Origin of the sequence: Micromonospora sp. DT48, from assembly GCF_049844495.1 — a bacterium.
In the GTDB taxonomy this organism is placed as follows: Bacteria; Actinomycetota; Actinomycetes; order Mycobacteriales; family Micromonosporaceae; genus Micromonospora.
The window spans coordinates 356,357-375,953 of record NZ_JBNCLE010000006.1 but is presented as its reverse complement, the minus strand read 5'-3'; the positions used below and the strand labels follow the sequence as shown (position 1 = coordinate 375,953).

Here is a 19,597-nt window from a genome sequence, read left to right as displayed (position 1 = left end):
GCCCTACCAGCGGCGGGCAACCGGCTTGAAGGCAGGTCGGAGAGGCGTACCCGACATCGCCGTGGAATCTCGTCGCGGTTCGTCGGACAGAACGAGGCGGGGCCACGGTCGCCCATGACCCCGCCGACGATCACACGGGCTCAGCCGGCGGCCGCCTCCTTGAGGCAGAGCACCGGGTTGGCGGTGGCACCCCGGAGGTCGACGTGCGGCATGGCCGGATCGGGGCACTTGTCCTTCGACTCGACCTTGGACACCACGCTGAACGCCTCCGGTTCGGCGCAGTCGGCGGCCACGGCGGTGTTGCCGGAGCGCTTGACGCAGGAACCGACCGGCGGGTCGAAGGCGTTCGCGTCGTCCGATCCGCCGATCATGCCGAGGAGCATCAGCAGGCCGAGCGGGATCGCCAGGATGAGCACGGCGGCGACCAGCACCGCGGCGAGCACCCGGCCGTTGCGTACCTTGGGCGTCGGTGCCTCCGGCGTCGGCTCGGCGACCGGCTTGAACGCGTCGAAGCGGCCCTGCTCCCCATCGTCTGCCCCGGCACCCGGCCCCGGGCTCCACGGCGGCGCGGACTGCGGCGGCGGGGGGAACGCCGGGTTGTGCTCGCCACCCGGCTCCGAGCGGACGGGAGAGCCGTAGGTGCCGCCCGGGTGCTCGGGCGGCCCACCGAACGGGTCGTTACCCGGGCCGCCGAACGGGTCACGCGGCGTGCCCGCGAACGGGTCGGCCGGCGGGTCCGCGTGCGGGCGTACCCCGTTGACCGGACGGTTGGTGGCCGGGGCGTCCACGAAGGACGGAATCCCGGGCGGGAAGGCGGGTGGGGCGGCCGGTGAGGCCGGGGCGGCCGAACCCGCGAAGGCGTTAGGCCCACCCATTGGTGCTTCCCGGTCGGGGAAGTGGGGCTCCGGTGCCGGTTCGAACCGCTCCGGGCCCTGGTCGCTGCGCTCCGGACCCTGGTTGAAGTCGAACCGACCCGGGCTCTGGTCGAAGCGGGGCACCAGCGGCTGTTCGCCGTGCTCCTGGGGTGGCTCCTCGGTGTGCTCGGTCCGGGCCGGTCGGCCGTACACCCGGGGTTGTGGTGCGGGTGAGCCGGTCGGCCGAACCGCGTGGTCCGCCGGGGGCATGACCCGACTGGACAGCGGCACGGAGGCGCTCGCCGCGACGCCGCTGCCAGCGCCCGGGGTGGCTCGGCCCTCGGCCTCCGGTGAGGTGCGCGGCGCCGGGATGGCCGGGGACTGCGGATCGTCGGACCGGGTCTCCGGCTGGCCCCAGCCAGCCGCCTGGTCGGCCGCTGGGCTGGCGGGTTCGTCGGTGTGCGGCGCGGGCGGGGCGAAATCCGCCGGTGGTGTGGCGGCCAGGCTGGCACCCGGCACTCGTGGCTCTTGCGGCGGCAACGGCACCTTGTTCGCCGGAGAGATGCCCGGTGCCGGTGCGGGCTGGTAGACCGGGGCAGCATCGGACCGACCGGCGTCGGCCTCGGGGTTGGTCCGAGGCGTGCCAGGCTCCGCCGCTGCCTGGCCCCACGCCTCACCTGGCGCCCACGGCTGAATGTCGGGCGTGGAGGGCCGGTCGGCGGCGTTGCGGGAGGGGAGCGGCTCGGCCGACGGAGTCCAGGACGGCTGCGCCGGGTTGCCACCGGCCCAGCCGGTCGGCTCCTCCCGTGGCGGCGTGGCCCACTCGGGCTGTGCCGGTCGGTCACCGCCCGGCTGCCAGCCCTCGGCCTGCTGCTCGCCGCCCCAGCCACCGGCGGCGGGCTCTCGGCGCTGGCCGGTCGCCCAGCCGGGCTGTTCCGGTTGCTCGGACGGCCATGCCTCGGTACGGGACGGCCCGTCGGTGGGCCGCTGCTGCTGACCCGCGTCGGGAATCGGCACCTGGGCACTGGCCCGGGCCACCGGCTCGCGGGTGGGCATCGGCTGGTCGGCCTGTGCCCAGGCGGGCTGGGCGGGCTCGGGTTGCCCTGGGGCCGAAGCCCAGTCGGGAGCCTGCTGGTCGGGGCGCGGTGGGTTGGCCCAGTCCGGCTGCTGCGCACCGGCCCACCCGTTGGGTGCCGACTGCTCCGGTGCGGACTGTCCGCCGTTCCAGTCGGGCTGTCGCGCGGCGGGCTGGTTGGCAGCCCAGTCGGGCTGACTCGCGGCGGGCTGGTTCGACGACCAGTCCGGAGACTGCCCGTTGTCTCCAGTGGCGGGACCGTTGGCCCAGGCAGGCCCGGCCTGGGCGCCGTTTGCCCAGGCAGGTTGATCCGATGTGGGCGGTGCGCCCGGGGCCCATCCCGGGCCGGGCTGCTGCGGCTGGTCGCCGGGGGACGCCCAGGCCGGTTGGTTACCGGCGGGCTGGTCCCAACCGCCGGGCGTGGCTTCTGCCTGCCGGGTCGCCTGGGCGCTGCCCCACGCGTTGCCCGGCTGGTTCGCCCAGGCTGGTGCGGATGTGTCCGGCCGGGCGGGTGGCGGTGGGGCCCAACCGAGGTCGGGGGCGGATGCGTCGTACCCGTTGCCCTGCTGAGCTGGTCGGTCGCCGTACGGTGCCGGTCCGCTGCCGCCCGGCGGCACCTCGTCCGGCTCCTGGCCGGGGCGGTGCGGGCCCTCGGACGTCATGTGTGCGCCTCCTCCATCACATGTCGGCCGCCGTTGCCGATGGTCTCGGCAGGACAGCCGGCGGTGCCGGCGTACCGGCCGTGCCGGCTCCCCGCACCGTAACCCGGTAGCCGCTGGTGGGCTTCCGGGGAGCTCGATTGTCACTGTCCGTCGCCGGGCGGTGTCGAGGTGCTTCTGTCGCCTCGGTCTGTCCCCGAGCACGGACGACGACCGAGCCCCACCGTACCGGGCGCTGCGGCGGGGCGGTATCCCGGTAGTCAACGCCCGGTCGTAACGCCGACGACCCGCCCGGTACACCGGGCGGGTCGTCGATCTGGAGGAGGCGGATAACGTCGTGTGGCGTCAGTGCATGTGACGCTGGGCGATGGCGAGGATCTCGTCACGGACCGCAGGCGAACTGGCGGAACGCAGGGCCCGCTCGATGGCGCGGGCGCGGCGGTTGGCGTCGCGGCGGTTGCGGATTCGCTCGATCATGCTCATGGGGGTTCTCCTCCTGGACTATTCGGTTGTCGTCCCGTCGTCCTCTCCATTGAAGCGCAGCGCACCGTGGATTGCCACCGATTAGTAGGTGAGTTGGGCCACCAGCCTACGAATCTTCGGCCAGCGGTGGCAGTGGCCACACTTTTCTTCGACCAACGGAAACGGCCGGTGTGCCGGGGAGTAACCCCCTGCACACCGGCCGTCGCCGTCGTGAGGTGTCAGGTCCAGGCGAGCAGCGCCGCCTCCGGATCGGTGAGGAAGTCACCCACGTCGCGCAGGAACTTCGACCCCAACTCGCCGTCGATGATCCGGTGGTCGAAGGAGAGACCGAGCGTGGTGACCAGGCGCGGCTTGACCCTGCCCTTGTGGACCCAGGGCTGTTGGCGGACCGCGCCGAAGGCCAGGATCGCCGACTCACCCGGCGGCAGGATCGGAGTTCCGGTGTCGACTCCGAACACCCCGACGTTCGTGATCGTCAGGGTGCCACCGGACATGTCGGCCGGTGAGGTCTTCCCGGCCTTGGCCGTCTGCACCAGGTCGGTCATCGCGTCCGCCAGCTCGCGCAGGGTCAACCGGCCGGCGTCCTTGATGTTCGGCACGATCAGGCCACGTTCGGTGGCCGCCGCGATGCCCAGGTTGACGTAGTCCTTGACGATGATCTCGTCGCCGGCCCAGCTGGAGTTGACCATCGGGTGCCGCCGGACCGCCAGCAGCACCGCCTTGGCGACCAGCAGCAGTGGCGAGACCCGTACGTCACGCCACTCCCGCCGCTCGCGCAGCCGGTCCAGCGCCTTCATCGCCCGGGTCACGTCCACGGTCAGGAACTCGGTGACGTGCGGAGCGGTGAAGGCCGAGCGGGACATGTTCTCGGCGGTGAGCCTGCGTACTCCCTTGACCGGAATGCGTTGCTCGCGGTCCGCGCCGAAGCTCGCGGTCGAACCGGCCACGGTGGTGACCGTCGCCGGGGCGGTGGCCGCAGGGGCCGCCGCCCGCTGGACGTCCTCCCGGGTGATCGAGCCCGACGGGCCGGAGCCGGTCAGCGTGCTCAGGTCGACGCCGAGGTCCTTGGCGAGCTTGCGCACCGGCGGCTTGGCCAGCACCCCGTTGCTTCGGCCGTTGCCGGGCACGGTGGCCTGGACCGGTGCCGGCACGACCCGCACCGGTGCGGTCGGTGCCGGTGCGGCCGGGGCGGAGCTCTTGCGGGGGCGACGCTTCGCCGCCGTGGTACGCGGCCCGTAGCCGACGAGAACGGCGGTGCGGCCACCCGGGGCGGGACCGCCGATCAGGCCCGGCTCGACCGCGCCCTCGGTCGGCGCGACCTCCACGGCGGCCAACGACGCCGCCGACGGGGTGGGCAGGTCGGTGGCGGATGCACCGGTGGTGGACTGCTCGACCGGACCGGCGCCCGGGTCGGTGTCGATCGCGATGATCGGGGTACCGACCTCGACTGTGGCGCCCTCCGGATGGAAGATCGCCTGGACCTGGCCGGCCCACTTCGCCGGAATCTCCACGGCCGCCTTGGCCGTCTCCACCTCGACGATCGGCTGGTTCAACTCGATCGTGTCGCCCACCTTGACCAGCCAGGCGAGGATCTCGCCCTCGGTCAGGCCCTCGCCCAGGTCGGGCAGGTTGAACTCCTTGATCCGCGACATGCCGCTCACCAGCCGAAGGTGCGGTCGACAGCGTCCAGCACCCGATCGAGGTCGGGAAGGTACTCCTCCTCCACCCGGGCGGCCGGGTAGGGGGTGTCGAAGCCGGTCACTCGCAGCACCGGCGACTCCAGGGAGTAGAAGCACTCCTCGGTGACCCGGGCCGCGATCTCCGCGCCCAGACCCACGTTGGACGGTGCCTCGTGCACCACCACCGCGCGGCCGGTACGCCGCACCGACTCGTACACCACACCCAGGTCCAGTGGGGAGAGCGTACGCAGGTCGATGACCTCCAGGTTCCGCCCGTCCTCGGCGGCGGCGGTCGCCGCGTCGAGGCAGGTACGCACCATCGGGCCGTACGCGAGCAGGGTGGCGTCGGTACCGGCCCGCGCGATCCGGGCGGCGTGCAGCGGGTACGCCTCGGACAGCGGAGCGTCGAGGTCGACCGGCCCCTTCTCCCAGTAGCGCCGCTTGGGCTCCAGGAACACGATCGGGTCGTCGGAGGCGATGGCCTGCTGGATCATCACGTAGGCGTCCTGCGGGCTGGCGCAGGAGACCACCTTGAGCCCGGCGGTGTGCGCGAAGTACGCCTCGGGTGACTCCGAGTGGTGCTCCACCGCGCCGATGCCGCCACCGAAGGGAATCCGGATGACCAACGGGATGCGCAGCTTGCCGCCCGAGCGGTAGTGCATCTTCGCCACCTGCGACACGATCTGGTCGTACGCCGGGTAGACGAAGCCGTCGAACTGGATCTCGCAGATCGGCCGGTAGCCCCGGATGGCCAGGCCGACCGCGGTGCCGATGATGCCGGACTCGGCCAGCGGGGTGTCGATCACCCGCTGGTCACCGAAGTCCTTCTGCAACCCGTCGGTGATCCGGAAGACCCCGCCGAGCTTGCCGACGTCCTCGCCCATGATGACGACCTTGGGGTCGTTCTCCAGGGCCTTACGCAGGCCGATGTTGAGGGCCTTGCCGAGGGTGAGCGTCTCCGTGGCCATCAGTGCGCGCTCCCCTCGAACGAGTCGAAGTACTTGGTGAACTGTGCGCGCTGCTCATCGAGCAGCGGCGACCCGTTGGGGTAGACGTGGTCGAACATGGTGACCGGTGCCGGGTTCGGCATGGCCAGCACCCGCTCGCGCAGGTCGAGCGCCTCCCGGCGGGCCTGCTCGTCGACGTCGGCGAAGAAATCGGCATCGGCGAGTTGCTCGCGCTCCAGGAACACCTTCATCCGGGCGATCGGGTCCTTGGCCTGCCAGGCCTCGACCTCGCTGGCGATGCGGTAGCGGGTCGGGTCGTCGGAGGTGGTGTGTGCCCCCATCCGGTAGGTGTACGCCTCGATCAGGCTGGGGCCCTGCCCTTGCCGGGCGTTGTCCAGGGCGTGCCGGGCCACCGCGTACGTGGCCAGCACGTCGTTGCCGTCCACCCGTACGCCGGGGAAGCCGAAGCCGGCGGCCCGCCGGTACAGCGGAACCCGGGTCTGCCGCTCCAGTGGCTCGGAGATGGCGTACTGGTTGTTCTGGCAGAAGAACACCAGCGGGGCGTTGAAGACGCTGGCCCAGACGAAGGCCTCGTTGACGTCGCCCTGGCTGGTGGCACCGTCACCGAAGTAGGCGATGACCGCCTCGCCGTCGTCGGTGCCGGTCTTGCCGTCCATCGCGACGCCCATGGCGTACCCGGTCGCGTGCAGGGTCTGCGCCCCGATCACGATCGTGTACATGTTGAACTTGAACTCGTTCGGGTCCCAGCCGCCCTGGTCGACGCCGCGGAACAGGCCCAACGGCATGATCGGGTCGATGCCACGGCAGTAGAGCACGCCGTGCTCCCGGTAGGTCGGGAAGGCCATGTCCTGTGCGCGCAGCGCCCGACCGGAACCGACCTGCGCGGCCTCCTGGCCCAGCAGGCTGGCCCACAGGCCCAGTTCGCCCTGCCGTTGCAGGGCGGTCGCCTCGGCATCCAACTTCCGGACGAGAACCAGGTCGCGGTAGAGGCCGCGGTACTCCTCGTCGGTGAAGTCGACACGGTACTCGGTGCCGTCCGGACCGGTGACGCTCTCGATCCGCTCGCCCGACGGCGTGAGCAGCTGCACCAACTCCGGATCGCCGGTCGTGGCCTTCCTGGATCGGGGCGCGGCTCGTCGGCCGCGGGCCGGTGCCCCGGGGTCGCCCTTTGCCATCCGTCTCTCCCTGTCGTGTCTGCGTCGGCACCGGGGGGTTACCCGGCCGCGCGACTCGTGCGCCCGCCCCGGCTGGTGCCGGGATGGTTCCTGGCGGCCGCGCCTGACCCCGGTAGGGGTTGCCGCGCGGCATGAGCCGGATTCTGGCCGAACCCGGTTCGGGAGCGCCGGCGCCCAGTCGCGCCTACCGCGTGGGTGCGCGGAGGTCGCGGCTGCGCTGCCGCCGTACCGTCCAGTCTCGCATCAGAGGTGAGGCGTCCCACACCCTGCCTGCCCCGCGTCCTGGTGGCGGCCCGCTTCGTTACCTGAAATGCCGGAGTGTCGGGTCGAGCGACGCGCGACCGATCCGGTGATGGTTCGTCACCATTCGGCCAGATACGCGTGTCGACACGCGGTGTGGGGTTGGCTGACGCAGAGTAACTGCCCCAGGCTGATCGCGCGGGCCTGAGTCGGCTGTCGGTCGGCCCGCCGGGGTCTCCGTCGGTTTCCCCGGTCCAGGGCGACGACGAGGAGTGCGTGGTGTCCGAACCAGGTGAAGGTCCCGGGACTCCGTTCCTCGGACGGCACCGGGCATCCGGCTACCGCCGCGTGGTGGGCGCGCACCGGGCGGTGCGTACCGCCGGACCCAGCCGGGGCTATCTGCTGACGGTGGCGCTGCTCGCCGGCACGGCCTCGATGCCGGTCCTCGCCGCGATCAGCACCGGCTCCGCGACGGTCGGCAGCACGGCGTTGCCGGACAGCGGTACGCCGTTCATCCCGACCCCCTCCGTCGGTCCGGTGGTGCTTCCGCCGCCGCCCACCGCTGTGCCCGCCACCACGACCTCGGTGCCCTCGGTCGAGCCGGCCGCGTCGCCGGTCAGCCCGGTGGTGCCGGCGCCACGGCTGACGACCGCCGGCACACCTGTCGAACACGCTCCGGTCCGCCGTCCCGGCGCGCCGACGACCGTACCGGCTCCCCGGCCACCGAGCAGCACCCCGGCCCCGCGTCCGGCACCGACCCCGACCCGCACCCCGACGCCGTCGCCGAACCCGACGAGCGGCTCACCCTCGCCGACCGGCGATCCGACCCCGACGAGCGGTCCGCCTTCGCCGACCGACGACCCGGACCCGCCGACCGCCTCGGCCGATCCGAGCGACGCCGCCGATCCGGTTCCGTCGAGCGAACCGCCGACCACGGAGCCGAGCCCGTCCGGCGATCCCTCGGCGTCCGTCGACCCGACCGCGTCGAGTGACCCGTCCCCGACGAGCGACCCGACCGCGTCGAGTTCACCGTCCGGGCCTGCCGTGCCGACCGCTTCGGTGAGTCCGACGGCCCCGGCTGACGTCGATCCCACGTCGGACGCCTCGCCGACCAGCGCGATCACCGAGCCGGTGCTGCCCGGCGCGCCGGAACGCAACGGCAGCGCCCGTCTCCGGGCCCGGATCCGGCTGCGCGACCGGTGCCTGCCCGCCACCGGTTCGACCGACACCGATCGCTGACCCTGGTGCGACCGATACCGACGGCTGACCCGTAGCCTGCTCAGCCGTCGTCGGCGAGGCGGTGTCGGTTGGCCTCGATCCAGGCGTCCAGGGCAGCCGGGTCGTCCGGGTCGACGCCGTCCGCCATCAACTGCGCCACTGCGGCGGTGGCCGGGCTGCGCCGCTCGCCGGTCGCGTAGAGCCGGACGAACTCCGGCACCATCTCCTCGATCGCGGAGTCCGTGGCGGTGGCGGCCGACTCGGGCAGCCCGCGTCGATGTGCCGCGTACCCGGCCCAGGCGCGCAGCACCCGGGGCAGCATCGCCGCGTCGTCCATGTCGAGCACCGCCCGGCGGTGCACCCAGTCGAGCAGGAAGAGGCCGGCGACGGTCGGGCTCCACCGCAGCGGATCGGCGTCGGGGAAGGTGGCCGCGTGGTCGAGCAGCAGACCCAGACAGAAGTGCAGGGAGGCCAGCTCGGCGTCCTCGACCGCGTCCAGTCCGGCCCGAGCCGCGTCCGGTGAGGCCAGGAAGCGGCGGATCTCCGCAGCTCGTTCGGCGTCGGGCAGCGGGTCGTCGGCCCGCCGGGGCGGTGGCGCGGTCGCGGCCGGCAGGATCGCCAGCCGGGCCCCGACCAGCGCCCGGTCGGTGGCCAGCGAGGCGGCACCGGGCAGCTGCCCCAGGTGATCGGTGACGGCCAGGTGCCGGCTCACCTCGCCACGCATCCGGGTCGGGCTCTCCTCCCGGAACCAGGTCAGCTCGTCCTCGGCGCACAACTGCCGGACCTGGTCCAGGATCCGGTCTGCCGGCCCGCCGACGAAGACGTCCTTGGTGATGCCGATGTTGTGGTCGATCAAGGCCACGAGGGCGTGTTCCGGCCCTCCCGTGGCGTCGTCGTAGGCGAATGTGGCCAGGTAGGAGGTCTGGTCTCCGTACACGTCGCCGTACGCCCAGGTGCCGGTGAGGTGCACCTTGCCGAGCTGTCCGGACCAGGCCGGTGCGGTCGCGCCGGGTCGGACCCGGTCCGCGCCGACCGCGTCGGGCACCAGGGCGGCGAAGATGGCCCGGACGGTCGTCGCGGCGACCGCCCGCCGTCGCGAGGTGGCGGCGAGGAAGCCGCCGACGAAGTCCCGGACCGCCCCCTCCCGATCCGTCTCGGCGACCTCGTACACGCTGCCCAGCAGTGCCGCGCCGAGCATCTCGGCATCGAAGGCCGAGTCGAGCTTGGTCACGTCGCGGGCGGCGTGCAGCACCGCGTCGTAAGGGGTTTCTGGCGTGGCCATGACCCGACCCTACGCCGATCGCGTGGCGTCCAGGAACGTTCAGCGGGCCGGTTCAGCGGTGTCGGGCGACCTCCAGGACGGTACGCGCGTCAGCGTGCGCGGCGATCACGGCACGAACCGGGTTGAGCACGTACTGTTCGCCGACGCTCGCGATGGCTCGGACCAGTTGCGCCTCGGCTCGTCGGCGGGCCTGCCGGGCGGCCCAGCGCACCAACGGACGGGTCAGCGCGGCGAGGAGCAACCCGGTCAACACTCCGCCGAGCAGCAGCAGGGTCGGTACCGGCACCTCACCGACCATCGGGTGGCGCAGTTCCGGTAGGCCCAGCGCGCGTACCAGGTAGCCGAGGAGCAGCCAGCCCAACCCGACCACCGAGGCAAGCGTCACCAGCCACTGCACCCCGCCGACCAGCCGCCACCAGGTGCGAGGGCGATCCATCCCGAGGTCGGTGGTGGCGAGCGCGCCGTCCAGGGCGTCCGGCAGGTCGCCGAGGCGGGACCGGGCCGCTGCGGCCATCGCGTCCGGCCAGGCGTTCGGCAGTCCGGCACCGGCCTGCTCCGCCACCGTCCGCAGGGCCAGCGCCAGCGCCGATTTGTCGGCCGCGCTGGGCTCCGGTACGGAGGTCGCGGCCACCAGGCTCTCCTCCGGATCTGTGCCCGCCCGTCGTTCGGGCAGGTGCAGGCGGCGCAGCGGGTCGGCGCGTAGCCGCCGCCAGAGCCGCAGCAGCGGCCAGTCGGTGGCCGCCGCCGCGCGGTGCCGGTACGCCTGCTCGACCGCCTCGACGACGGTGGGCACCCCTGCCGCCGCACCCAGCGCACGTTCCAGCGCGGCGACTGCGGGATCGTCTGCGGCGAGCGCGGTGCGGGGCTCACCGACCATCTCGTCCAGCGCGGCGACGACGGCGTCCACGTCACCGGAGAGACGACGCAGCGCCGCCTGCCGTTCGGCGACGGTGCGTTCCAGTGCTCGTCGCAACCCCTCCGGGCCGTCCGGCTCGGCGATGTTGGTCGCCACCAGGGGCACCCCGTCGAGCCCGTCCGCGTCGAGCAGGCGGCGCAGGTCGGCCAGCACCCGGGGCACCTCGGCGGGGGGCAGCCGGTCGGTCTGGTTGAGCACGACGACGGTCACGTCCCGATGCCGGTGGAAATCGCGGAGGTAGCCGCGGTGCATCACCCGGTCGGCGTACTTCTGCGGGTCGACCACCCAGACCACCAGGTCCACCAGGCCGAGTAGCCGGTCCACCTCCAGCCGGTGCGCGTGCTGGACGGAGTCGAAGTCCGGCAGGTCGAGCAGGATCAGCCCGTGCAGGGTCGACTCGTCGTCGCCGTCGAGCAGGCTCTCCCGGATGAATCGGTGGCGGGGCAGCACGCCGAGCCAGTCGAGCAGTCGGTTGCCGCCGTCGAGCGGGCCCCAGACGCAGGCGTGGGTGACGCCGGTGGTGGGTCGGCGTACCCCGACGGGTGAGAGGTCCATCCGGGCCATGGCGTTGAACAGGCTCGACTTGCCGCTGCCGGTGGAGCCGGCCAACGCCACCACGGTGTGATCGCGCGACAGCGCCAGTCGGGTGCCGGCCCGTTCGACCAGGGTGCGTGCCGGCACCAGCGGAGTGTCCGGCAGGTGGCCGTCGACGATGCCGAGGAACCGCCGTACCGCCTCCAGCCGGGCGACCAGCTGGTCCGCGTCCACCCGCCCGTCGGCGATCCGCAACGCCTCCCGGAGGCGTCCGCCCATGCCGGTCAAGGCTGCTCCCCGTCGGTCGCCGGTGCGTCGAGACCCGTGGTCTGGACGCTGAGCGCGCCAGCGGCTTCGGCGAAGCCGCTGTGCAATCGGGCCGCCTCCACCCGTCCGGCCGCCTGGCGCAGGGCTGTGGCGGTGTCGGCCGCCGGTCGGGCCTGTCTGGTCCGCGCGAGGTAGCGGGTGGCCTCCTCGTCCAGCAGCACCGCCACCCGCCCCAGCAGGTCCTCCCGGGCCTTCCGAGCGAGAGTACGTACGGCCTGGTCGCCGAAGATCGCCTGGAGCACCGCCTGTCCGGCGAGGGTGGTGCCGGCCCCGGTGGCGACCTCCAGCCCGGTCGGGATGAAGGCGGTGGCGGCGAAGACCGCGATCATCACGGCGAGCCCGGTCGCGTTGACCGCGTACGCCGCCGTCCGGGCCACGAAGCGTCGGTCGCCGCCCTCGGCCCGGACCAGCTCCAGCACGCCGCGCTGCCAGTCCCGGACCAGTCGCTCGGCCCGTTGTGGCAGGTCGGCGGAGTGGTGAGCCAGGTCAGGGTCGAGCAGGGCAGCGCCCGCCGGGTGTGCCTTCCACCCGGTGTACGCGTGCTCCGCGGCCTCCGCGGCTACGCCGCGCAACAGCGTGACCAGTTGCGATTCGAGTGCCTCCCGCAGCTCCACGGCGGGGGCCGGGCGGCGGGAGAACGCGGCCACCACGCGGTCCCGTAGGCGGCCGATGCGCGCCTCGAGGGTGCGGAAGATGTCGCTGGTGCCGACCAACTCCTGCCAGCGGGCGAGGACTTCGCCTCGGAGCAGCCGTCCGTCGCGTAGCCCCTGCTCGACGGTCCGGTTCGCGGCCCGGTACGCCGCGCGTACCCGATCGTCCATCGCGTCGGCGGTGGCGACCTGCTCGTCGATTGCGGCGGCGAGGCTCTCGATGGTGGGTTGCAGGAGGGCCAGCGCGCCACCCAGCGTCTGGCGGACCACGGCCGAGCGGGCGTCCGCGTCGGCGGCGAGCCGGGCGAACCAGTCGGCCAGCGGTGCGGTGCTCCGGCCCGGTAGCAGGCCCTGCCCGTCGACCCAGGTCTCCGGCAGTACGAACAGCGGTGCCGAGTCGAGGCCCTGTTCGGCGAGCATCTCGGCCAGGTGGGTGGCCACCTCGTCGGTCGCCTCGGCGGGCACCCGGTTGAGCACCAGGGCGAGCACCGCGCCTCTGGCCCGCGCGCCGTGCAGCAGTTCCCAGGGGACGGCGTCGGCGTAGCGGGCGGCGGTGGTGACGAAGAGCCAGAGGTCGGCGGCGGCGAGCAGTTGGCTGGCCAGCGCCCGGTTGGCGTCGACCACCGAGTCGATGTCGGGGGCGTCCAGGAACGCCAGCCCGGGGGGAAGCGCCGGGGCGGTGACCAGGTGCAGGGTGCGGGGATCGTCGCCGGGCTGGTTGGTGCGGGTCAGACCGGGCAGCAACTCCCCCCGGCGGAACCAGGCGGAGTCGGCCGGGTTGCAGACCAGGACCGGGGATCGGGTGGTGGGTCGCAGCACCCCGGCAGCGCTGACCCGGGCCTGCACCAGACTGTTGACCAGTGTCGACTTGCCGGCACCGGTGGACCCGCCGACCACCACGAGCAGTGGTGCGTCGAGGCGGGCCAGGCGGGGCAGGAGGTAGTCGTCGAGCTGGTTGGCGAGGGAGGCGACGGTACGCGTCGCGGGCTCGGCCGAGGGCAGGGCCAGTGGGAACCGGGCCGCCCCGATCGCGGCACGCAGGCCAGTCAGGGCGTCCGGCAGGGTGTCGTCCCCGGTGACCGCGGGTCGGTCCTCCCCGGCGCCGGTATGTCCGGTGCGGGCTGCGACGGCGGGCGCGCCGGGAGGTGAGGCGAAATCGCCGTGCGTCGTCACCGCTAAAGCGTGCCCGACCGACACAAGTAAGACAACCAGTCGGTAGGACTGCCGGGTTGCGTCGGTTCGACTCAACCTTGACTTGACGATTTCCGGGGGCGTGGCACTATTGAGTCAAGTCCACTCAACTTGAGGTGGGGTCGCTGTGGGCGGCACCTGCCGCGCAGCGCGACGGGAGGGCCCGTCACCTGCTCAACGTAACGAAGCGAGGAAGCGAAGATGGCACGTGCGGTCGGTATCGACCTCGGCACGACGAACTCCTGCGTCAGCGTTCTGGAGGGCGGTGAGCCTACCGTCATCGCCAACGCTGAGGGCTCGCGGACGACCCCGTCGATCGTCGCGTTCGCCCGTAACGGCGAGGTGCTCGTCGGTGAGGTAGCCAAGCGCCAGGCGGTGACGAACCCGGACCGGACGATCCGCTCGGTCAAGCGGGAGATCGGCACCAACTGGTCCGTGGACATCGACGGGAAGAAGTACACCCCGCAGGAGATCTCGGCCCGGACGCTGATGAAGCTCAAGCGGGACGCCGAGGCCTACCTGGGCGAGCAGATCACCGACGCGGTGATCACCGTCCCGGCCTACTTCAACGACGGCCAGCGTCAGGCCACCAAGGAGGCCGGTGAGATCGCCGGCTTCAACGTGCTGCGGATCGTGAACGAGCCGACCGCGGCGGCCCTGGCGTACGGGCTGGACAAGGGCTCCAAGGAGCAGACCGTCCTGGTCTTCGACCTCGGTGGCGGTACCTTCGACGTGTCCCTGCTGGAGCTGGCCGAGGGTGTCATCGAGGTCAAGTCGACCAGCGGTGACAACCTGCTCGGTGGTGACGACTGGGACCAGCGGATCATCGACCACCTGGTGAAGACCTTCCGGGGCGAGCACGGCATCGACCTGTCGCAGGACAAGATGGCGATGCAGCGGCTCAAGGAGGCGGCCGAGAAGGCCAAGATCGAGCTGTCCGCCGCCACCACCAGCAACATCAACCTGCCGTACATCACCGCCGGGGCGTCCGGCCCCCTGCACCTGGACGTGACGCTCACCCGGGCCGAGTTCCAGCGGATGACGCAGGACCTGCTGGACCGCTGCAAGGGCCCGTTCGAGCAGGCCGTCAAGGACGCGGGCATCAAGGTCTCCGACGTCGAGCACGTCATCCTCGTCGGTGGCTCGACCCGGATGCCGGCCGTGACCGAGCTGGTCAAGCAGCTCACCGGCCGGGAGCCCAACAAGGGCGTCAACCCGGACGAGGTCGTCGCCGTGGGCGCCGCTCTCCAGGCCGGTGTGCTCAAGGGCGAGGTCAAGGACGTCCTGCTGCTCGACGTGACCCCGCTGAGCCTGGGCATCGAGACCAAGGGCGGCATCTTCACCAAGCTCATCGAGCGCAACACCACGATCCCGACCAAGCGGTCCGAGGTGTTCACCACCGCCGATGACAACCAGCCGTCGGTGCTGATCCAGGTCTTCCAGGGCGAGCGCGAGATCGCCGCGTACAACAAGAAGCTCGGCACCTTCGAGCTGACCGGCCTCCCGCCGGCCCCGCGCGGCGTGCCGCAGATCGAGGTCACCTTCGACATCGACGCGAACGGCATCGTCAACGTCCACGCCAAGGACCTGGGCACCGGCAAGGAACAGAAGATGACGATCACCGGCGGCTCCTCGCTGCCGAAGGACGACATCGAGCGGATGCGCCGCGACGCCGAGGAGCACGCGGAGGAGGACAAGCGCCGCCGCGAGGAGGCCGAGACCCGCAACGTGGCCGAGGCCCTCCAGTGGCAGACCGAGAAGTTCCTCGCCGAGAACGGCGAGAAGCTCCCGGCCGAGAACCGCGAGAAGCTCAACGAGGCCCTCGGTGAGCTGCGGGGCGCGCTCGGTGGCAGCGACATCGAGAAGATCAAGTCGGCGCACGAGCAGCTCGCGCAGGTCTCCCAGGAGGCCGGTTCGCTGCTCTACGCCCAGCAGGCCGAGCAGTCCCAGGCCGGCGGCGAGGCCGGTGCCGGAGCGGCCGGTGCGGCCGGTGGGGCGCAGGCCGGCGGCGCGCGACCCGGTGCGGACGACGTGGTCGATGCGGAGATCGTGGACGAGGACAAGAAGTGACAGTCCTGGTCACCGAGCTCACGGCAAAGGGATGAGGTAGTCGTATGACGGAGAAGCCACGAGACGCCGACTCGGCTGACACCGGGTCGACGCCGGATGGCTCGGCGTCCGAGCCGGCCGCCGACGACACACCGAAGGTCGTCATCCGCAACAACCGCAAGATCAGCCAGATCCGGGAGCCCGACGGTACGGCGGCCGACGCCGGACCGGACGTGTCGGCGGAGGGCCTGGTCGAGGAGGCCGAGGTCGTGGTCGACTCGATCGAGGTGGAGGCGAGCGCGCTGAACGAGCCGTCCGCCGACGGCCCGCCGGTGGTGGACTCGCCGGCGCGGCCGGTCGGCGAGGCGTCGGCCGACGGTGGGCTGGGGGCCGAGTTGGCGGCCGTCCGCGCCGAGTTGGACGAGCGCACCCGCGACGTGCAGCGGGTCTCGGCCGAGTACGCCAACTACCGCAAGCGGGTCGAGCGCGACCGTGGCCTGGTCACCGAGCAGGCCACCGCGTCCGTCCTCGCCGCTCTGCTGCCGATCCTGGACGATCTCGACCGGGCCCGGGAGCACGGCGACCTGGTCGGCCCGTTCGGCTCGGTGGCCGAGCAGTTGATCACCACGTTGGGCAAGTTCGGGTTGACCCCGTTCGGTGAGCAGGGCGACCCGTTCGACCCGACGCGGCACGAGGCGGTGGCCCACCAGACCTCGCCTGACGTGACCGAGCCGACCTGCGTGCAGGTCATGCGTCGGGGCTACCAGGTCGGTGAACGACTGCTGCGGCCCGCGATGGTCGCGGTCGCCGATCCGGAGTAGTGCACGACAGTGACCCGGCCGCCCCGCTCGCCGATACCCGGTGGGCGGGGCGGACCGGGCCCGCAGGCGGGGAGGAGGTGTACGGGTGAGTTCGAAGGACTGGATCGAGAAGGACTACTACGCGGTCCTGGGCGTGTCGAAGACCGCGCCGTCTGATGAGATCAAGAAGGCGTACCGCAAGCTGGCCCGCGAGTCACACCCGGACCACAATCCCGGTGACCCCAAGGCCGAGGAACGCTTCAAGGCGGTGTCCGAGGCGTACGCGGTGCTCGGCGACGACGCGAAGCGTCGCGAGTACGACGAGATGCGCTCCCTGTTCGGCTCGGGGGCGTTCCGGCGCGGTGCCCGCCAGGCGGGTCGGCCGGGCGGTGCCCCGTTCGACGTCTCCGACCTGTTCGGCGGTGCACAGGCGGGTGGCGGGCGGTTCGCCGGTGGCAACATCTCCGACCTGTTCAGCTCGATCTTCTCCGGTGGGGGCGGCGGCGCACCGGGTCCGGCCCGGGGCCGCGATGTCGAGACCGAGGTGGTGCTCGACTTCGACGACGCGGTACGCGGCGTGACCCTCCCCCTGACGCTGCGGGCACCGGGTGTCTGCGAAACCTGCCACGGCAACGGCGCCAAGCCAGGGACGTCGCCCCGCACCTGCCCGGTCTGCCACGGTGCCGGGGTCACCACCCGGAACCAGGGTGCCTTCAGCTTCTCCGAGCCCTGCCGCAACTGCCAGGGTGTGGGCACGGTGGTGGACGAGAAGTGCCCGGAGTGCCGGGGCACCGGCGGGGTCACCAAGACCCGGACACTCAACGTACGCTTCCCCGCCGGGGTGGCCGACGGCCAGCGGATCAGGTTGGCCGGGCGAGGCGAGCCGGGTGAACGCGGCGGGCCGGCGGGTGACCTGTTCGTGCACGTGAAGGTGCGGCCGGACGAGGTCTTCGGACGCACCGGTGACGATCTCACCCTGACTGTGCCGATCACGTTCGCGGAGGCTGTCCTCGGCACCGATCTGCGGGTGCCGACGTTGGACGGCGCGGTGACCCTGCGGGTGCCGCCCGGTACGCCGAGCGGTCGCGTCCTGCGTGCCCGGGGCAAGGGCGTCAGCCGTCGGGACGGGCAGAGCGGCGACCTGCTGGTCACCCTCGACGTGGTGGTGCCGGCGCGGATCTCCGACGAGGCACGGGCTGCCCTGGAAACGTTCGCCGAGCAGACTCCGCCGGCGGCCCGGGAACATCTCGACGCGCGGGTGCGTCGATTCGGTTGAGCGGTGAAGCGGTGCGGAGGTGAGCGGGATGGACGGGTCCGTCGGAGCGGATGACCCGGCATACGAGGCCAAGGTGCTGATGATCTCGGTTGCGGCGCGGATGGCGGGGATGCATCCACAGACGTTGCGCCAGTACGACCGGCTCGGCCTGGTGCAGGCCGGTCGGGCGGCCGGTGGCGGGCGGCGCTACAGCGTCCGGGACGTGGTGCTGCTGCGCGAGGTGCAGCGGCTCAGCCAGGAAGACGGCGTCAACCTCGCCGGGATCAAACGGATCATTGGGCTGGAACGCCTGCTGGAGCAGGCACAGCAGCGGGTGGCCCAGATGGAGGCCGAACTCGACGCCGCGTACCGCCGGATCGCCGAGTTGGAGTCACTGGCCCGCTTCCCCGGCCGTGACCTCGTGCCCACCAACCAGACCTCGACCGCCCTGGTGGTCTGGCGTCCCCGACGCAGCTCCGGACGCTGACGTCGTCACTGTCGAAACGGGTGTGGCTCCCGCCCGAGGGAGCCACACCCGTTTCGCGTCTTCGTGTTTTCGGCGAATCCGAGCGCGGGACAGGTTGTCTCGACTAGCCTTCAGAAATCAGGTCCAAACCATCTCAATCCGGACTCCGATGGCGGGGGGAGCCATGACGGAATCGGCGAAGTTGGTGGCCGAAGAGATGGAGCAACGCCTCGACGACCTGGCGGAGGCCATCCAGAACCGGTTCGACCGGATCACCGAGGGACGCTTCGCCGACCAGATCCGGGTCGGCAGGTTCAGCGGCGATCGGGATGCCGCGGAAGGCGGTTCGGTCGGCTGTGACGCCGACGGGCTGCCCACCGAACGGGGCGGGGCGCGCTGAGGATCCGCCGACGTGCGGGCCGGGAGCCACGGGGGGTCCCGGCCCGTTCGGCAGGTCAGAGCCGGCGGTTCTCCCGCACCAGGCCGCCCTCGCACCACTCCCGGTACACGAACAGCTCCGGCCGGGTCAGCAGGACCCGGCTGTTGTGCGCCCAGGTACGCATCATCTCGTCCCCGTTGCGCTCGGCCTGGTCCACGAGCTTGCGGAAGCGGCGCTTCGGGTGTGCCCGGAAGTTCGTCCGGATTCCGTCGGCGGCGTAGATGTAGAGGCAGTGCAGCGCGAAGCGACGAGCCGGACAGTGCGGGTCCATGGCGAGGTCGAACAGCGTCATCACCAACCGGTCACCGGAGACGAGCAGGTCCCAGTCGGGTGGCATCGACGTCAACGGGACCGAATCAGGGTGATAGGCCCACGCTCGCAACTCCGCCGGGGTCGGGTCGACGGGGTTGGCGAAGCCGTGGAACGCTGACTCCTGCACGCTCACCGGCCAACCTTCCGCATTTCGCCCGCGGGGGCGTCCGCCCACCGCGAACCCTGGCTGCTGGGGCGACACGTTAACGCGGTACTGGTGAGTACCGGTAGCCCCTGCGGGAAGCAATTCGGCATCTATTGGTCGACCGGGCTCCACCGGACGGTCGAGCAGGCCGACGTCCGCCACCTTCGGCCGAGGCGTCACAGCGGCCGTGCGACGGCGGGCGCTCCTGGCAACGACTGCGCCATCCCAGGCCGGTGGCGGACAACCAGCAGTTGTACGCCACGATCGGCATGCTCGCCCTCTGGGTCGAGCCGCACGGCTGGTGGACCTTCCGGCACAGCCCGGGAGAGGCCGCTCCGGCCGAGTGGCGGCAGGCCCAGGGGACGATCCAGCTCATCGAAGGGACGGGGAAGGTGGGGCGCTGGGACGCCGGGAAGCTGCGCCCGTTGCCCACCCAGCCGCCGGTGCCCGTGGTGCAGACGGTGCTGGACAGTAGCGCCAACGTGCTGAGTTCGACCTACCACCCGGTCGTCGTGACCGGGCTGACCGAGGACGGCGGACCGGCGGTCGCCACGACGTTGGACGGCAGCACCTGGGAGGGGGTGACCCTGCCGCCCGAGGGGGAGATCGGCGTGCTGCGCGCGGCGGTGACGCGGGACGACATGTGGCTGATCGGCGAGCGACCCGATCCGAGGTCCTTCCCGGTGTTGTGGCGGCGTAGCGGCATGGCCAACTGGTACCGGGTGCTGGCCGACGGCACCCTGTTCGCGGCGGCACCGGGCAGTGTGCTGCTCGGTGCGGGTCGCTACACCCAGCGGGACTGGGTGGGGATCCACCTGGTGAGCGACTGAGTGTGTCAACTGGTGGTGTAGATCACACCGGTTGAGTTGAGTGGAATAGA

At 72.0% G+C, this 19,597-nt stretch carries 16 protein-coding genes; 6 read left to right on the top strand and 10 right to left on the bottom strand.

Annotated elements, in window-relative coordinates; all coding sequences use genetic code 11:
- Positions 1 to 140: 140 nt before the first annotated feature.
- The 9 genes from ACLQ2S_RS07735 to ACLQ2S_RS07695 form a co-directional block, all read right to left on the bottom strand.
- Positions 141 to 2,591 (bottom strand): LppU/SCO3897 family protein, encoded by a 2,451-nt coding sequence (locus tag ACLQ2S_RS07735; protein WP_155217086.1) that lies wholly within the window; start codon positions 2,589 to 2,591, stop codon positions 141 to 143.
- A 342-nt stretch (positions 2,592 to 2,933) separates the two neighbouring features.
- Positions 2,934 to 3,071 carry a hypothetical protein gene (locus ACLQ2S_RS07730; RefSeq protein WP_165521953.1) on the bottom strand — a complete coding sequence of 46 codons (138 nt, stop codon included), beginning with the start codon at positions 3,069 to 3,071 and terminating at the stop codon, positions 2,934 to 2,936.
- A gap of 218 nt (positions 3,072 to 3,289) precedes the next feature.
- Complete coding sequence (locus ACLQ2S_RS07725; protein ID WP_425701438.1) at positions 3,290 to 4,723, bottom strand: dihydrolipoamide acetyltransferase family protein; 1,434 nt, start codon at positions 4,721 to 4,723, stop codon at positions 3,290 to 3,292.
- Between the two features lie 5 nt (positions 4,724 to 4,728).
- The gene (locus ACLQ2S_RS07720; RefSeq protein ID WP_155217088.1) at positions 4,729 to 5,718 is read right to left on the bottom strand and encodes an alpha-ketoacid dehydrogenase subunit beta; all 990 of its coding nucleotides are present in this window, start codon (positions 5,716 to 5,718) and stop codon (positions 4,729 to 4,731) included.
- Positions 5,718 to 6,893 carry a pyruvate dehydrogenase (acetyl-transferring) E1 component subunit alpha gene (gene pdhA, locus ACLQ2S_RS07715; protein ID WP_155217090.1) on the bottom strand — a complete coding sequence of 392 codons (1,176 nt, stop codon included), beginning with the start codon at positions 6,891 to 6,893 and terminating at the stop codon, positions 5,718 to 5,720. The genes ACLQ2S_RS07720 and pdhA overlap by 1 nt, the downstream gene beginning before the upstream one ends.
- Before the next feature lie 635 nt (positions 6,894 to 7,528).
- Positions 7,529 to 8,362 (bottom strand): hypothetical protein, encoded by an 834-nt coding sequence (locus ACLQ2S_RS07710; protein WP_425701412.1) that lies wholly within the window; start codon positions 8,360 to 8,362, stop codon positions 7,529 to 7,531.
- A gap of 50 nt (positions 8,363 to 8,412) precedes the next feature.
- A complete protein-coding gene (locus ACLQ2S_RS07705) occupies positions 8,413 to 9,633 on the bottom strand; it encodes a hypothetical protein (RefSeq protein WP_155217093.1) in 1,221 nt (406 codons plus the stop codon).
- 52 nt (positions 9,634 to 9,685) lie between these two features.
- Entirely contained in the window at positions 9,686 to 11,362 is a 1,677-nt protein-coding gene (locus ACLQ2S_RS07700; protein WP_425701411.1) for a GTPase, read from the bottom strand.
- Between the two features lie 5 nt (positions 11,363 to 11,367).
- A complete protein-coding gene (locus ACLQ2S_RS07695) occupies positions 11,368 to 13,233 on the bottom strand; it encodes an ABC transporter (RefSeq protein WP_425701410.1) in 1,866 nt (621 codons plus the stop codon).
- A gap of 219 nt (positions 13,234 to 13,452) precedes the next feature.
- On the opposite strand from ACLQ2S_RS07695, the gene dnaK reads away from it, so the two are divergent.
- The 5 genes from dnaK (at position 13,453) to ACLQ2S_RS07670 (ending at position 18,221) form a co-directional block, all read left to right on the top strand.
- Entirely contained in the window at positions 13,453 to 15,321 is a 1,869-nt protein-coding gene (gene dnaK, locus ACLQ2S_RS07690) for a molecular chaperone DnaK (protein WP_155217097.1), read from the top strand.
- A gap of 44 nt (positions 15,322 to 15,365) precedes the next feature.
- Positions 15,366 to 16,121 (top strand): nucleotide exchange factor GrpE, encoded by a 756-nt coding sequence (gene grpE / locus ACLQ2S_RS07685; protein ID WP_155217099.1) that lies wholly within the window; start codon positions 15,366 to 15,368, stop codon positions 16,119 to 16,121.
- A gap of 85 nt (positions 16,122 to 16,206) precedes the next feature.
- Positions 16,207 to 17,376: a molecular chaperone DnaJ gene (gene dnaJ / locus ACLQ2S_RS07680; protein ID WP_309223067.1), complete on the top strand. Its 1,170-nt coding sequence runs from the start codon at positions 16,207 to 16,209 to the stop codon at positions 17,374 to 17,376.
- A gap of 28 nt (positions 17,377 to 17,404) precedes the next feature.
- Positions 17,405 to 17,842, top strand: a complete 438-nt coding sequence (locus ACLQ2S_RS07675; protein WP_425701409.1) for a heat shock protein transcriptional repressor HspR — start codon at positions 17,405 to 17,407, stop codon at positions 17,840 to 17,842.
- A gap of 163 nt (positions 17,843 to 18,005) precedes the next feature.
- Positions 18,006 to 18,221: a hypothetical protein gene (locus ACLQ2S_RS07670; RefSeq protein WP_425701408.1), complete on the top strand. Its 216-nt coding sequence runs from the start codon at positions 18,006 to 18,008 to the stop codon at positions 18,219 to 18,221.
- A gap of 55 nt (positions 18,222 to 18,276) precedes the next feature.
- Here ACLQ2S_RS07670 and ACLQ2S_RS07665 read toward each other — a convergent pair whose 3' ends face one another.
- The gene (locus ACLQ2S_RS07665) at positions 18,277 to 18,705 is read right to left on the bottom strand and encodes a hypothetical protein (protein WP_309223068.1); all 429 of its coding nucleotides are present in this window, start codon (positions 18,703 to 18,705) and stop codon (positions 18,277 to 18,279) included.
- Between the two features lie 245 nt (positions 18,706 to 18,950).
- Here ACLQ2S_RS07665 and ACLQ2S_RS07660 point away from each other — a divergent pair, with 245 nt between their 5' ends.
- Positions 18,951 to 19,547, top strand: a complete 597-nt coding sequence (locus ACLQ2S_RS07660; RefSeq protein WP_425701407.1) for a hypothetical protein — start codon at positions 18,951 to 18,953, stop codon at positions 19,545 to 19,547.
- The last annotated feature ends 50 nt before the right edge of the window (positions 19,548 to 19,597 follow it).

Coding starts and splice junctions, on each gene's coding strand:
- ACLQ2S_RS07735 (WP_155217086.1), bottom strand. CDS start 2,591: ATGACGTCCGAGGGCCCGCACCGCCCCGGCCAGGAGCCGGACGAGGTG.
- ACLQ2S_RS07730 (WP_165521953.1), bottom strand. CDS start 3,071: ATGAGCATGATCGAGCGAATCCGCAACCGCCGCGACGCCAACCGCCGC.
- ACLQ2S_RS07725 (WP_425701438.1), bottom strand. CDS start 4,723: ATGTCGCGGATCAAGGAGTTCAACCTGCCCGACCTGGGCGAGGGCCTG.
- ACLQ2S_RS07720 (WP_155217088.1), bottom strand. CDS start 5,718: ATGGCCACGGAGACGCTCACCCTCGGCAAGGCCCTCAACATCGGCCTG.
- pdhA (WP_155217090.1), bottom strand. CDS start 6,893: ATGGCAAAGGGCGACCCCGGGGCACCGGCCCGCGGCCGACGAGCCGCG.
- ACLQ2S_RS07705 (WP_155217093.1), bottom strand. CDS start 9,633: ATGGCCACGCCAGAAACCCCTTACGACGCGGTGCTGCACGCCGCCCGC.
- ACLQ2S_RS07700 (WP_425701411.1), bottom strand. CDS start 11,362: ATGGGCGGACGCCTCCGGGAGGCGTTGCGGATCGCCGACGGGCGGGTG.
- dnaK (WP_155217097.1), top strand. CDS start 13,453: ATGGCACGTGCGGTCGGTATCGACCTCGGCACGACGAACTCCTGCGTC.
- grpE (WP_155217099.1), top strand. CDS start 15,366: ATGACGGAGAAGCCACGAGACGCCGACTCGGCTGACACCGGGTCGACG.
- ACLQ2S_RS07675 (WP_425701409.1), top strand. CDS start 17,405: ATGGACGGGTCCGTCGGAGCGGATGACCCGGCATACGAGGCCAAGGTG.
- ACLQ2S_RS07670 (WP_425701408.1), top strand. CDS start 18,006: ATGACGGAATCGGCGAAGTTGGTGGCCGAAGAGATGGAGCAACGCCTC.